Raw genomic sequence first — 12,920 nt, forward strand, 5'->3', positions numbered from 1 at the left:
GACCGACGTGAGTCTCACCATCGGCATCGTCGGCCTGCCCAACGTCGGCAAGAGCACCCTGTTCAACGCGCTCACCAAGAACGACGTTCTCGCGGCGAACTACCCGTTCGCCACGATCGAACCGAACGTCGGGGTGGTGGGGCTGCCGGACGGGCGGCTGGGCGGGCTGGCGGAGATCTTCGGCTCGGAGAAGATCATCCCGGCGGCGGTGTCGTTCGTCGACATCGCCGGTCTGGTGCGGGGCGCGTCCAAGGGACAGGGTCGGGGCAACGCCTTCCTGGCCAACATCCGCGACGCCGCCGCGATCTGCCAGGTGGTGCGGGTCTTCTCCGACCCGAACGTGGTGCACGTCGACGGCAAGGTCTCGCCGGGCGACGACATCGCCACGATCAACACCGAGCTGATCCTGGCCGACCTGCAGACCTTGGAGAAGGCGCTGCCCCGGTTGGAGAAGGAAGCCCGGCTGCGCAAGGACCGGGCGGCGATCCACGCCGCCGCGAAGGCCGCCGCCACGCTGCTCGACGGCGGGACCACGCTGTACGCGGGTGCGGCCGCCGCCGGCATCGACGTCGCCGAACTGCGTGAACTGCACCTGCTCACCACCAAGCCGTTCCTGTACGTGTTCAACGTCGACGAGGACGAGCTGGGCAACGCCGAGCTGCTCGCCGAGCTGCGCGCGCTGGTCGCCCCGGCCGAGGCGGTCTTCATGGACGCCAAGATCGAGTCTGAGTTGATCGATCTGCCGGACGACGAGGCGATGGAGCTGCTGGAGTCGACCGGGCAGAGCGAGCCGGGGCTCAACCAGCTGATCCGGGTCGGCTTCCGCACCCTCGGGCTGCAGACGTACCTCACCGCCGGGCCGAAGGAGGCGCGGGCCTGGACCATCCCGGTCGGGGCGACCGCGCCGGAGGCCGCCGGGGTGATCCACTCCGACTTCCAGCGCGGCTTCATCAAGGCCGAGATCGTCTCCTACGACGACCTGGTCGCGGCCGGCACGATGGCGGCGGCCAAGGCGGCCGGCAAGGTCCGGATGGAAGGCAAGGAGTACGTCATGCAGGACGGCGACGTCGTCGAGTTCCGCTTCAACGTCTGATCCGGTCTAACCTCCGCCACCAAGGTCTTTGCCACACGGCGAAGACCTTGGCTCGTTTCGTACCTGTTTGACACACTGGGGCCATGGGCGAGACGGCGTTCAACATCGGCGAAGGGCCGGCGACGCGGGTGAGCCTGTCCCTGCCAGAGGGGAACGCCGAGGCGATCCGGGCGCGGGTAGGCAAGCAGCAATTCTCCGCATTCATTGCCGAGGCAGTCGAGCGGGAGTTGCGCGGGCAGGTGCTTGACGAGTACCTGGCGGACTACGAGAGCCGAAAGGGCCCGGTCTCCGAGCAGGCTCGTCAGCTTTCGCGGCAGGTCTTCGACGAGGTACTCGCCGAGGAGGGCGAGTGGCCCGTCGTAAGCTGAGCCACGAAGGGACGTTGGTCCTCGACGGTGGACGCCTCTCGAAGTTGCTCACCGACGACGAGACCGAGCGGGCCGAACGGCGCTGGCTCCTCCGCGAGGAGTTGGACCGCTATCAAGCTGGATTCGGGGCGTTCACTGACCAGGAGATGGCCGAGGCTCTGGCGCTCTTGTACGGAACGGAGGAGACCGACTCAGCTCCTGTGACCGGGGACCAGCCCGTCCAGATCCAGCTTGAGCTCGAACGGCGTCCTGGTACATAGCTCGTGGCGATGGATCCCGGTCGCGACGTACGACCGGGTGGGTCCGTCGAGCTCGTAGGCGTGGACCACTGGTGATCCACCCTCGTCTTCGACGCGCCAGTAGTGCGGGATGCCGGCTTCCGCGTACTTACGCAGTTTGACTGTGCGGTCGCGGTGAGCCGACTCCAGCGACACCACCTCCACGACCAGGAGAGTCTCCTCAGGCGTGTAGAAGGTCCGGGACGGATCGTAGGGTGCTGTTGCGGCTAGGAGATCGGGCTCGGGACGATTCCATCTGTCGAGTCGGATCGTGATCTCCCGGTCGACCTCGACGCCCGGCGGTGCCTGGTCAGTCAGGCTGTTCACCAGCGCGGTGACCATGCGTGCGTGCCAGACCCGCTGGGGAGACATCATGAAGACGAGTGCTCCATCGATCAGCTCGGTGTGACGGGGCGCCTGCGGGAGCTGGTCGAGGTCGTCGGCGTACCACCCTTCCGGGCGTGGCGGCCGCATCCACTCGGGCACTGCGGTCATGTTCCTCACCGTAACATCCGGCTTCTGTTGACCTACCGTCGTTCAGTCTCGATGTCTGCGCCGCATCGAGGTGAGGCTCAGACACCTTATGAGGCGGTTTTAAGGTGCGTGAGCCTCACCTCGACGCTGAACGGAGGGGTCAGCCTTGGTGGTGGGACGGCTCCAGTCGGTACAGGGCCATGACGCCTTCGCCGGAGTCGATCTCCGCCAACCGGAGGCGGTCGACGGCAACATCCACCCGCTGACCGGTTCCGCCTGAGCCGGCGTCGGCCCAGATCTGGACCGTCCCGTGCCCCGGCAGCACTCTCGGGCCGACCACCAGGAACCCCGGCTCCTGAGGAGTCGTCGCTCCGCCGAGCGCTTCGCCTGGGGACTCGCGGTGCGGGTGGGTTTTGGGCTGGTCGTCGGGTGGCGGTGTCTCGGGCAAAATACTCACGGGCGCGACCTCGCTTCGCGTCAAGGCCCTCGGCGAGCGCTGCCACGCGAGCCGAGGGCCGCCTTTGTCTGCCGATCCAACGCTAGTCCACCAGGTTCATCCTGTCCATCAAGTGAACTGAATGGACAGCATCGGTCGGCTGGACAGGTGGCAGCCTGTGAGCATGGTCGACCCGTGGTCGCCGCGTTCGTTTGCCGAGCAGGTGGCCGATGCGCTCAAGGCGAAGATCGATAGCGGCGATTGGCTGCCGGGGCGCAAGCTGCCTGGTGAGGTGACGTTGGCGCAGACGTACGGCGTGGCGCGCGGCACCGTGCGGGCCGCGCTCGACGTGCTGCGCGAGGAAGGCCGAGTGGTCACCTTCGCCGGTCGCGGCACATTCGTCACGCCAGACCCGAAGCCCTGAGGCACTTCCGCCGTGGCAGGTGACCTTGAGGCGGCAGCGGAGGCGTACCGGGCTGCGTTCCAACGCGTGCAGGATGGGCTCGCGGAGGTCGCTTCAGCGCGTGCCGAGGTGCCACGGGTACGAAAGCGGCTTGCGGCCGCAATCGTGACTGCATACCAAGGCGGAGCCCGCGTGGGCGAGATCGCTCGGGTGACTGGCTACGGCCGGGAACAGGTCCGGCGGATCCTGCGAGCCGGCGGTGTCGAGCCGGAGAAGCCGGAAACCGCTTAGGTTGAGCGCGGGATGGACAGGATCGAGCGGTCAGCCCTGCTGGCTGTCGGTCCCGCAGTCGGTCACGAGATGTAGTGCAGGATCACGTTGTGCACGTGGTGGGACTTCTGGTCGCCACGGAACTCGACCTCGTAGGTGTGGGTGCCGACGTTGATCGCGATGGCGCCGGACGAGAAGTACGAGCCGCCCCAGGACTTGTTGCTCACCACGCTCACGCTGGTGATCTTCGAGTACGGGATGCTGGTGATGGCGACCTTCTTGCCGACGAACGACTTGTCCTGGATGATCACGCGGCGGTTGGTCAGCCCGATGAAGCCGGTGCCGGTGCCGATCGCGTCGTAGACCGCGATCACCTGCTCCCCGTCGAGCAGCCCGCTCTCGATCTGCCGAAGTTGCTCCCGCCGGTCGTACGCCACGTTCGCCATGTGCCCGAGGGTAGGCGGCGGGCACAACCACGCCAGCGAAGCGAGAGGTCGCTGCGGTCAGCGGTGATCCGGGCGCGGGACGCGGGATCAGCGCAGGTCGACGACCGTACGGTAGGCATCCTCGATGCGGGCCGCGAGTGCGACGTCACCCTCAGTGATCTTGTCGCCGTCGGGGGAGCCGAGCCGGATCTGGGTCTGCCCCTCGGCTCGGCGTACGTCGGGCCGCAGGTGCAGGGCGTCGGCCGCTACCTTGATCCGCTCGGTGAGCTCGGCGTGCTGGCTGTCGTCGAGCAGCAGGGTTCGCCGGAGTTGCTGGCCGTCCTGCGTCCACCCGTCCAGTTGCGTGAGCGCATCGCTAAGGTAGTCGCGGCCGGTCCGGCTGGACCAGAGTGCTCGCAAAGCCACACCTCCCAGGCGTCGTTGCCGGCTTGTGGCCAAATCGTCGCCATCCTGTGTCTTGGTCGGTGGTTCCCAGTCTGGCCGCTAACTGGTTGGTGTGTCCACGTCCACCCTTCCGTCATCTGCTGTCCTAGCAGTCAGCAGGGTTACCCGAAATGCTGATTGATCTGGCAGGCTCATCTGCTGTGCGGAGCGGGCAGGTGAGGCGTCAGGTGGTGGTCGGGGCGGCGATCGTCCTCGACGGTCGGGTGCTGGCATGTGCCCGGACCCATCCACCGGGGGCGGCCGGCAAGTGGGAATTTCCCGGCGGCAAGGTGGAGAGCGGCGAGACCGAGACCGACGCCCTGATCCGGGAGTGCCGCGAGGAACTCGGGGTCTCGATCACGGTGGGTGACCGGGTCGGCCCCGATCAGCCGCTCGGCCACGGCCGCTCGGTGTTGCGGGTCTACCTCGCCGGGCTGCTCGGGCCGGCGCAGCCCACCGCGCTGGAGCACTCCGCTCTGCGCTGGTTGGCGGCCGACGAACTCGACCAGGTCACCTGGCTGCCCGCGGACCGGCCGATCGTGGCCGAGCTCCGTCCGTTGCTGCACGCCGCCCGGTGAGCCGGTGGCGGCCGACCCTGCTCAAAGGTTGATCGCGACCTGGAACGACCGCGAGGTGAGCCCGGCACCGCCGTGCCAGATCTCGAAGCCCGCCTCGACCCCGCTGAGGTACCAGTCCCGGTCGAGGTAACCGCGGCCCACCGCGTCCCGGGTGAACGCCGCCAACTCCAGATCCCGCGCCTCGTCGACCGGCGTGGTACGCACGTACGCCACGTAGTTCCAGTGCCAGTCGGCGTAGTAGACGTCCCAGGTCGCCCCGGCCAGGTGCACTTCCCGCGCCACCAGCGTCCCGGCCGGCTCGGCCCCACCGGCCCGGTCCAGCCAGACCATCAGTTCGGCGCCGTCGGGGGAGCGGTGGGCGTTGGCGTCGGTGTGGAACCACAGGTCGTACGTGGCGTTCCAGCGGCCGGTGGCATCCTGGGTGTCGATCGTCCAGTCGGACCGGGCGGAGCGCAACTGCCGTACCTCGATTGGCAGGCCGCTGCCGACGGTGCAGTTGCCCCAGTGGCAGCCCTGGTAGATGGTCGGATAGGCGGCGGCGGAGCCGTCCCGCTTGTCGTGCTCGGTGTGGGTCACCTCGAACCGGCCGGCCGCGTCGACCGTCAGACACTGCGGGGTGTCCGCACCCCAGACGTTGTTCATCACCACGTACCGCTTGTCGGTGATGTCGACCGTGTCGGCCCGTCCGCAGAGTTCGCTGGCGTCGGCGTTCGGCGCCAGCCAGACGACGGTCACGCCGACGGCGACGAGGGCAGCGACAACGAGCGCGGGCAGGCGGTGGCGCCGGAGCGGGATCATGGTGGCGGAGTCCTTCGGCGAGCAGCCCGCAGTACGGACTGGTGCCGTGGGCCCGGCGGCCCGACGCCGCCCACGACGGAAACGGTGGACAAGGTCCGTTCCCGGCTCCGCAGAGGATGTTACGGCCGTCGATGGCTGGTCGGCAACCCGGGGGGAGCAGCCGGCAACCCCGGAAAGCAGCCGCCCCTCCCGGTGCGATCAGCACCAGGAGGGGCGGTCAGCGAGGTGAGGCCGCAGTCAGCGGTCCTGGTCCGGGTGAGGCCGGGTCAGCGGTCCTGGTCCGGGTGGTGGTAGTTGAGTGACTTGTCCGGCAGCGGGAAGGTGACGTCCTCGCCGAACGGCGACGGCGCGGCCGGCTTGTCGAACGCCAGCTCGCTGATCGGCAGGTGGCCCTTCTCGTCCACCGCCGCCGCCTGTGGGCGGGGCACCTGGCGGTGCCAGTTGACCCCGCGCTCGGCGTCGGCCGCCGCGCTGTGGTCACCGTCCGCCGGCAGCCCGGCGGTCGTGGCGGCGGGCTGGTCCAGGCCGGACTCACCGAGCGCCGGCCCACTCGCCGCCGCGCCGTTCTGCCCCCGCCGGAAGATCTTGCTGCCGAGCCACACGAGGGGATCGTACCGCCGGTCGACGACGCGTTCCTTCATCGGGATGATCGCGTTGTCGGTGATCTTGATGTGCTCGGGGCAGACCTCGGTACAGCACTTGGTGATGTTGCAGTAGCCCAGCCCTTGCTGCGCCTGCGCGTACTGCTTGCGGTCGGTCCTGGTGTCCAGCGGGTGCATGTCCAGCTCGGCGGCGCGGATGAACACCCGGGGACCGGAGAACGCGGTCTTGTTGTCCTCGTGGTCACGTACCACGTGGCAGGTGTTCTGGCAGAGAAAGCATTCGATGCACTTGCGGAACTCCTGCGAGCGTTCCACGTCGACCTGCTGCATCCGGTACTCACCCGGCGCGAGGTCCTCCGGTGGGCTGAACGCCGGCGTCTCCAACGACTTCTGGTAGTTGAACGAGACGTCGGTGACCAGGTCGCGGATCACCGGGAAGGTCCGCAGCGGGCTGACGCTGATCGTCTCGTTCTCCTCGAACGTCGACATCCGCGTCATGCAGCCCAGCTTCGGCATGCCGTTGATCTCCATGGAGCAGGAGCCGCACTTGCCGGCCTTGCAGTTCCACCGGCAGGCCAGATCCGGAGCCTCGGTGGCCTGCAGCCGGTGGATGACGTCGAGGACGACCTCGCCCTCGTTCACCTCCACCTGGTAGTCCTGCAGGTCGCCGCCGGTCTCGTCGCCCCGCCACACCCTGAAGTGGCGCTTGGTGCCCATCAGTTGTCCGCCTCCTCAGCGAGCGCGTCCTGCGCCAGCGCGTCGAACTCCGCCAACTCCTCGTCGGTCAGGTACTTGGCCAGCTCCGCCCGGTCGAAGAGCTTGATCAGCTCCGGGCGCATCTTCGGCAGCGGCTGGTGCTCCAGCTTGACCGTGTCGCCGTCCAGCGAGCAGACCAGGTTGACCGTGCGCCACGTCGGGGCCATGGTCGGGTGGTCCTCGCGGGTGTGCCCGCCCCGGGACTCGGTGCGCTCCAGCGCGGCCTTGGCGGTGCACTCCGACACCACCAGCATGTTGCGCAGGTCCAGCGCCAGGTGCCAACCCGGGTTGTAACGTCGGCCGCCGGCGGCGCTGACCTTGGCCACCCGCTCGCGCAGCTCGGCCAGCCTGACCAGCGAATCCGCCAGTTCACCTTCGCGCCGGATGATGCCGACCAGGTCGCCCATCACCGCCTGCAGGTCCTGCTGCAGGGTGTACGGGTTCTCCCCGGTGTCGCGCGACAGTGGCGCCAGTGCCTGGTCCACCGCCTGCTCGACCTCGTCGGCCGAGACCTTCGGCCGCCGGTCCAGCCCGCCGACGTACGCGGCCGCGTGCTCGCCGGCCCGCTTGCCGAAGACCAGCAGGTCGGACAGGGAGTTGCCGCCGAGGCGGTTGGAGCCGTGCATCCCGCCGGAGACCTCGCCAGCGGCGAACAGGCCACTGATCCGGCCGGCCGCCGCGGCGGTGTCCGGGTCGACCTCGACGCCACCCATCACGTAGTGGCAGGTCGGCCCGACCTCCATCGGCTGCTTGGTGATGTCGACGTCGGCCAGCTCCTTGAACTGGTGGTACATCGACGGCAGCCGGCGACGGATCTCCTCGGCCGGCAGCCGGCTGGCGATGTCCAGCAGCACGCCGCCGGACTCCGTACCCCGACCGGCCTTGACCTCGCTGTTGATCGCCCGGGCGACCTCGTCACGGGGCAGCAGCTCCGGCGGACGCCGGTTGTTGTCCGGGTCGGTGTACCAGCGGTCCGCCTCCTCCTCGGTCTCCGCGTACTGCTTGCGGAACACGTCGGGGACGTAGTCGAACATGAACCGCTTGCCGTCGGTGTTGCGCAGCACCCCGCCGTCGCCCCGGACCGACTCGGTGACCAGGATGCCCTTCACCGAGGGCGGCCAGACCATGCCGGTCGGGTGGAACTGCAGGAACTCCATGTTGATCAGGGTGGCGCCGGCCCGCAGGGCGAGCGCGTGCCCGTCGCCGGTGTACTCCCAGGAGTTCGAGGTGACCTTGTACGACTTGCCGACCCCGCCGGTGGCCAGCACCACGGCCGGCGCCTCGAACAGGACGAACTCGCCGCTCTCCCGGTAGTAGCCGAAGGCACCGGCGACCCGGGGACCGTCCGGCCCGTCCTCCAGCATCAGTTCGGTGATGGTGGTTTCGGCGAAGACCTTGATCCGGGCGTCGTGGACGCCGTACTCCCGCTTGTCCTCCTGCTGCAGCGAGACGATCTTCTGCTGCAGGGTGCGGATCAGCTCCAGGCCGGTGCGGTCACCGACGTGGGCCAGGCGCGGGTACTCGTGGCCGCCGAAGTTGCGCTGCGAGATCTTGCCGTCCTTCGTACGGTCGAACAGCGCGCCGTACGTTTCCAGTTCCCAGATCCGCTGCGGTGACTCCTTGGCGTGCAGCTCGGCCATCCGGAAGTTGTTCAGGAACTTGCCGCCGCGCATGGTGTCGCGGAAGTGCACCTGCCAGCTGTCCCGGCTGTTCACATTGCCCATCGCGGCGGCGGCGCCGCCCTCGGCCATCACCGTGTGCGCCTTGCCGAACAGCGATTTGGAGATGATCGCGGTGCGTTTGCCGGCCAGTCGGGCCTCGATCGCCGCCCGCAGCCCGGCGCCGCCGGCACCGATGACCACGACGTCGTAGTGGTGTCGTTCGATTCGGGTAGTCATATGTCCAAGCCCTCAGTTGAAGAACCGCAGGTCGCTGAACCAGCCGGCGGACAGCGCCATCACGTAGAAGTCGGTCAGCGCCAGGGTGCCGAGCGTGATCCAGGCCAGTTGCATGTGTCGGACGTTGAGCTTGGAGATGAACGTCCAGGCCCGGTAGCGCACCGGGTGCTTGGAGAAGTGCTTCAGCCGGCCGCCGGCGATGTGCCGGCAGGAGTGGCAGGACACGGTGTACGCCCAGAGCATGACCACGTTGCCGAGCAGGATGACATTGCCCAGTCCGACGCCGAAGCCGTTCTCCCCGTCGAAGGCGAGCACCGCGTCCCAGGTGTTGATCAGCGAGATGATCACCGCGGCGTAGAAGGCGTAGCGGTGCGCGTTCTGGAAGATCAGCGGGAAGCGGGTCTCACCGGTGTAGCGCTGGTGGCCGTCCGGCACCGCGCAGGCCGGCGGGGAGAGCCAGAACGCCCGGTAGTAGGCCTTGCGGTAGTAGTAGCAGGTCAGCCGGAACAGCAGCAGGAACGGCAGGGTCATCGCCGCGTCGGGGATGATCCACCAGCCGGGTAGGAACCGGCCGAAGTGGGCCGCCTCCGGTACGCAGCTTTCGGTGACGCACGGTGAGTAGAACGGGGTGAGGTAGTGGTGCTCCTGGACCCAGTAGAAGTCGTGCATGAAAACACGGACAGTGGCGTAGGTGACCCAGGCACCGAGTCCGATCACGGTGATCAGCGGGGGTAGCCACCACCGGTCGGTGCGCAACGTCTTCGCCGCGATGGCGGCGCGCGCCCGCGCCTGCCCCGGCATCGTTGCCGTAGTCGTCATCCTGTCTCCCTGACGGGGCCCAACCCGCGCAAGGGTGGACCCGGATATCTTCGGCCGGTCTGTGGCGTAGCAGGGCAGAGCCCAGATTGCCGTGCGACCGCGTGCTCCGGAACCCGCACCACACGCATCGGCGGGCGCTGGTCCGGTGCACACGTTACGCCCAGTACCGGCGGCCGTATGCGCAAGGGAGTCTCGCCGGTATCGCGTCGGTTACGAAAGCCCGGCCCGCCGCTAGGGGGGTGGATGTGCAGAAGCTCACTGGATCCTGAGCGGCGTCGGTCACAGATTGACAGCGAACGCGTCGTCAGGGGTGACGGGCGGTGCGGTCGACCAGCCCGCACCGCCCATCGCGGACCCACCAGAAGTGAGGTATGGCTAACCTAAGCAATCCGCGTAGCGTCGTCAATCTCGCAATTTCGCCGGGGTCAGCCGGCGGCGCCGCCGGTGATCTGCCAGGCAGCCAGGTGCAGGGCCGGCGCGTGCCAGGAGGTGTCGTCCCAACTGTCCGGCAGCCGGCTCAACTCCGAGCCCAGACCCAGCACCGCGCCGGGCGCGAGCGCCTGCGGATACGACTGGGTGAACCGCAGACTACGGACCGCCGCCACGATCTCGCCTGACTCGACCAGCCACGCACCGTTACGGGTCAGGCCGGTCACCACCAGGCTGCGTGGATCGAGAATCCGGGTGTACCACAGGTCGGTGACCAGCAGACCGCGCTCCACCCCGCCGAGCAGCGCCGCACTGCCCCCGGCTGCCGGCCCGTCGCCGCTGGCGGACTGCCGGCCGTCGGCCGGGAGCAGCCGCAGATGCTGACCCACCGGCCCCCACGGGACGCTGCCCGGCGCCGCGTGTCCGGTCGAAGCGGTGCCGGCCGCCGCCGCGGTCCGTCGGTCGTGGGTGAGCGCCGTCGATCGGCCGGCGTCCACCAGCACCGTACGGCCGGTCGGGGTGCCCTCGGCGTCGAACGGCAGCCCGCCGCCGGTGGCCGGGTCGTCGACCAGTGAGATGGCCGGGTCGAACTGGGCCTCGCCGAGCCGGACGAACGACCGCCGCTCGTGGTGCGCCTTGCCGGCGAAGCCGTGCCGGGCCAGCATCTGCAACAGATCCAGCACCGCGGTCGGTTCGAGTACCACCGGGTAGCGCCCCGGCGGCAGGTCGACCGGGTGCCGGCCGGCCCGGGCCTTCACCGCGGCTCGGGCACCCAGCGCCGCGCCGTCGATCTCGGTCAGCCGGTCGGCGGCCTGCCGGGCCACCCCGTCGGCGCCGTCGGTCCGGGCGATCCCGTCCATCGCGGCCTCCGCCGCCCGGCCACCGGCGGTCTGCCCGGCGCTGTTGGCGAACCCCGTCGACCGGTGCACGGTCCGGCAGAACCCGGCGCATTCCAGACCGCCGGCGGCCGCGACGAAGTCCCGCACCCGGGCCGCCCGCTCCGCCGGACCGGCCTGCGCGGTCGCCTCGTCCCACGAACCGGCCGCGTGTAGCGGTGCCGGTCCGGCCAGCCCCGGCCAGGACGGATCCGGCGGGCAGAGCCGGGCCGCCGCCAAAGTGCGCTCGACCAGGTCGGCCAACCCGTCCGGGCCGGTCAGCGTGGTCGAACCGATCGCGGTCCGGCCGTCGACGTGCAGCCGCAGCCACACCGTGGTGACCGCCTCCGCCACGTTCTGGTGGATGAACGAGTTGGCGAACCGGGTCAGCGCCAGCGCCCGGTGGCTGACGTACGCCTCGGCCTGCGCCCCCGGCCCGGCGGACCGCCGGACCGCCGCCACCACCCGGAGGGCCAGGTCGGTCTCGGCGGGCGACGTCGCCGCGCCGGTCAGCCCCGCGTCCAGACTCACCCGCGTACCCCCACCCGGACGTTGGTGAACCGGGCCGGCGCCGCCGGGTGCCCGGTGTGCCCGACCTGGCCGGGCTGGCCCTTGCCGCAGTTCGGCGTCCCCCAGGCGACGCTCTCCGACGACAGCATGTCCATCGACTGCCAGAACACCGGGCCGATCCCGGTGTACGTCGGGTTGCGCAGCATCCGCCCCAACTTGCCGTTGCGGATCTCCCAGCCGATCTCACAGCCGAACTGGAAGTTGAGCCGCTTGTCGTCGATCGACCAGGAACGGTTGATGTCCATCAGCACCCCGTGGTCGGTCGCCGCGATCATCTCGTCCAACGTGTGCGGCCCCGGCTCCAGACCGACGTTGGTCATCCGGACCATCGGCAGCCGCGACCAGCCGTCCGCCCGTACGCTGCCGCCGTGGTCCAGGCCGGCGACGGCGGCCGAGTCCCGACCGGCCAGTACGCCGACCCACCGGCCCTGCCGGACCGCGTCCCGCTTGACCGCCGGGCTGCCCTCGTCGTCGAACCCGAAACTGCCCAGCGCGCCCGGGATCGTCGGGTCGATCGTCACGTTCATCAGCTCGGATCCGTACCGCAGGCTGCCGAGTTGGGCCAGGTCCAGCCAGGACGTGCCGGCGAAGGCGGCCTCCCAGCCGAGGATCCGGTCCAGTTCGATGGCGTGCCCGACGGACTCGTGGATCTGCAACGCCATCTGTTCCCCGCCGAGGATCAGCGTGGTCTCCCCAGCCGGGCAGGCCGGCGCGGTGAGCAACGCCCGTGCCTCCTCGGCGATCCGGGCGGCGTGCGCCGGCAGGTCCAGGCTGTCGACCAGCTCCCAGCCGCTGGTGCCGTACTGGCCGCGGTGGCTCGGATAGGAGCGGCGCTGGGTCTCCCCGTCACCGATCACCGTCGCGGACAGCCCCGCACCGCACTCGCGGATCCGCTGGTCGATCCGGTGCCCCTCGCTGGAGACGAACCACTTCTCGGTGTCCCAGATCTGGTACAGCCCTTCGGCCAGGTCGGCGCCGTGGTCGAGCATCGTGCGGGTCGCCGACACCAGCAGATCGCCCTTGTCCGGCAGCGGCACCGACAACGGGTCGATCCGGCACGGGCTGGACCAGCTCGCGGTGCCGGCCCCGGCCGGCACCAGGTCGATCGGCGGCCCGGGCAGCTGCGCGCTGGCCGCGGCGATCTTCGCCGCCCGACCACCGGCGGCCCGCGCCGCCGCCGGCGACGGATCCGGTACGGCGTAGAAGCCCCAACTGGAACCGACCAGTGCGCGGACGCCGAGACCGGCGTCGCTGTGCTGGACCAGCGCCTCGATTTCGCCGTTGCGTGCGGTCATCGACTCGTAACGGCGGTGCATCACCCGCGCGTCGGCGTACCGGGCACCGGCGTCGAGCGCCGCCTGTACGGCAGCCGTCGCCACCTCGAACTGGGTCACCCTGTGACCT

13 protein-coding genes and 2 pseudogenes are annotated in these 12,920 nt (G+C 69.6%); 4 read left to right on the forward strand and 11 right to left on the reverse strand.

All coding sequences use genetic code 11. From position 1 onward, the window contains the following. Positions 1–7 precede the first annotated feature (7 nt). Together ychF and ACN27J_RS28080 are read left to right on the forward strand one after the other, a co-directional pair. On the forward strand, positions 8–1,093 hold the full coding sequence (gene ychF / locus ACN27J_RS28075; protein ID WP_421370839.1) for a redox-regulated ATPase YchF: 1,086 nt from the start codon (positions 8–10) through the stop codon (positions 1,091–1,093). 83 nt (positions 1,094–1,176) lie between these two features. Further along, on the forward strand, positions 1,177–1,461 hold the full coding sequence (locus ACN27J_RS28080) for a hypothetical protein (RefSeq protein ID WP_421370841.1): 285 nt from the start codon (positions 1,177–1,179) through the stop codon (positions 1,459–1,461). 191 nt (positions 1,462–1,652) lie between these two features. On the opposite strand, the gene ACN27J_RS28085 is transcribed toward ACN27J_RS28080, so the two are convergent. Next, complete coding sequence (locus ACN27J_RS28085) at positions 1,653–2,234, reverse strand: Uma2 family endonuclease (protein WP_421370843.1); 582 nt, start codon at positions 2,232–2,234, stop codon at positions 1,653–1,655. A 139-nt stretch (positions 2,235–2,373) separates the two neighbouring features. Beyond that, the gene (locus tag ACN27J_RS28090; RefSeq protein ID WP_421370845.1) at positions 2,374–2,670 is read right to left on the reverse strand and encodes a hypothetical protein; all 297 of its coding nucleotides are present in this window, start codon (positions 2,668–2,670) and stop codon (positions 2,374–2,376) included. A gap of 163 nt (positions 2,671–2,833) precedes the next feature. Here ACN27J_RS28090 and ACN27J_RS28095 point away from each other — a divergent pair, with 163 nt between their 5' ends. After that, positions 2,834–3,073 carry a GntR family transcriptional regulator gene (locus ACN27J_RS28095; RefSeq protein ID WP_278174364.1) on the forward strand — a complete coding sequence of 80 codons (240 nt, stop codon included), beginning with the start codon at positions 2,834–2,836 and terminating at the stop codon, positions 3,071–3,073. Between the two features lie 332 nt (positions 3,074–3,405). Here ACN27J_RS28095 and ACN27J_RS28100 read toward each other — a convergent pair whose 3' ends face one another. Next, a complete protein-coding gene (locus ACN27J_RS28100; protein ID WP_123605368.1) occupies positions 3,406–3,768 on the reverse strand; it encodes a PH domain-containing protein in 363 nt (120 codons plus the stop codon). Between the two features lie 87 nt (positions 3,769–3,855). Then, on the reverse strand, positions 3,856–4,167 hold the full coding sequence (locus ACN27J_RS28105) for a 4a-hydroxytetrahydrobiopterin dehydratase (RefSeq protein ID WP_416591032.1): 312 nt from the start codon (positions 4,165–4,167) through the stop codon (positions 3,856–3,858). Positions 4,168–4,322: 155 nt separating this feature from the next. On the opposite strand from ACN27J_RS28105, the gene ACN27J_RS28110 reads away from it, so the two are divergent. Further along, a complete protein-coding gene (locus ACN27J_RS28110; RefSeq protein WP_421370847.1) occupies positions 4,323–4,769 on the forward strand; it encodes a (deoxy)nucleoside triphosphate pyrophosphohydrolase in 447 nt (148 codons plus the stop codon). 21 nt (positions 4,770–4,790) lie between these two features. Here the strand turns inward: ACN27J_RS28110 and ACN27J_RS28115 are convergent, their stop codons facing one another. The 7 genes and pseudogenes from ACN27J_RS28115 to ACN27J_RS28145 form a co-directional block, all read right to left on the reverse strand. Continuing rightward, on the reverse strand, positions 4,791–5,567 hold the full coding sequence (locus ACN27J_RS28115) for a GH12 family glycosyl hydrolase domain-containing protein (protein WP_421370848.1): 777 nt from the start codon (positions 5,565–5,567) through the stop codon (positions 4,791–4,793). Between the two features lie 266 nt (positions 5,568–5,833). Beyond that, positions 5,834–6,040 (reverse strand): annotated as a pseudogene (locus tag ACN27J_RS28120) (succinate dehydrogenase/fumarate reductase iron-sulfur subunit); the annotation flags it as partial. Between the two features lie 93 nt (positions 6,041–6,133). After that, positions 6,134–6,886 (reverse strand): annotated as a pseudogene (locus ACN27J_RS28125) (succinate dehydrogenase/fumarate reductase iron-sulfur subunit); the annotation flags it as partial. Next, complete coding sequence (locus ACN27J_RS28130; protein WP_421370850.1) at positions 6,886–8,823, reverse strand: fumarate reductase/succinate dehydrogenase flavoprotein subunit; 1,938 nt, start codon at positions 8,821–8,823, stop codon at positions 6,886–6,888. The pseudogene ACN27J_RS28125 and the gene ACN27J_RS28130, both read right to left, overlap by 1 nt. Before the next feature lie 12 nt (positions 8,824–8,835). Continuing rightward, on the reverse strand, positions 8,836–9,642 hold the full coding sequence (locus ACN27J_RS28135) for a hypothetical protein (protein WP_421370853.1): 807 nt from the start codon (positions 9,640–9,642) through the stop codon (positions 8,836–8,838). Between the two features lie 425 nt (positions 9,643–10,067). Then, positions 10,068–11,459 (reverse strand): TldD/PmbA family protein, encoded by a 1,392-nt coding sequence (locus tag ACN27J_RS28140; RefSeq protein ID WP_421372543.1) that lies wholly within the window; start codon positions 11,457–11,459, stop codon positions 10,068–10,070. A gap of 14 nt (positions 11,460–11,473) precedes the next feature. Beyond that, positions 11,474–12,910 carry a TldD/PmbA family protein gene (locus tag ACN27J_RS28145; RefSeq protein ID WP_421370855.1) on the reverse strand — a complete coding sequence of 479 codons (1,437 nt, stop codon included), beginning with the start codon at positions 12,908–12,910 and terminating at the stop codon, positions 11,474–11,476. Positions 12,911–12,920 lie beyond the last annotated feature (10 nt).

It is taken from the genome of Solwaraspora sp. WMMB762 (assembly GCF_049179115.1).
In the GTDB taxonomy this organism is placed as follows: Bacteria; Actinomycetota; Actinomycetes; order Mycobacteriales; family Micromonosporaceae; genus Micromonospora_E.

Bases quoted from the DNA above. Each gene is read 5' to 3' on its own strand.
- ACN27J_RS28080 (WP_421370841.1), top strand. From the start codon at position 1,177: ATGGGCGAGACGGCGTTCAACATCGGCGAAGGGCCGGCGACGCGGGTG.
- ACN27J_RS28085 (WP_421370843.1), bottom strand. From the start codon at position 2,234: ATGACCGCAGTGCCCGAGTGGATGCGGCCGCCACGCCCGGAAGGGTGG.
- ACN27J_RS28095 (WP_278174364.1), top strand. From the start codon at position 2,834: ATGGTCGACCCGTGGTCGCCGCGTTCGTTTGCCGAGCAGGTGGCCGAT.
- ACN27J_RS28100 (WP_123605368.1), bottom strand. From the start codon at position 3,768: ATGGCGAACGTGGCGTACGACCGGCGGGAGCAACTTCGGCAGATCGAG.
- ACN27J_RS28110 (WP_421370847.1), top strand. From the start codon at position 4,323: ATGCTGATTGATCTGGCAGGCTCATCTGCTGTGCGGAGCGGGCAGGTG.
- ACN27J_RS28115 (WP_421370848.1), bottom strand. From the start codon at position 5,567: ATGATCCCGCTCCGGCGCCACCGCCTGCCCGCGCTCGTTGTCGCTGCC.
- ACN27J_RS28130 (WP_421370850.1), bottom strand. From the start codon at position 8,823: ATGACTACCCGAATCGAACGACACCACTACGACGTCGTGGTCATCGGT.
- ACN27J_RS28135 (WP_421370853.1), bottom strand. From the start codon at position 9,642: ATGACGACTACGGCAACGATGCCGGGGCAGGCGCGGGCGCGCGCCGCC.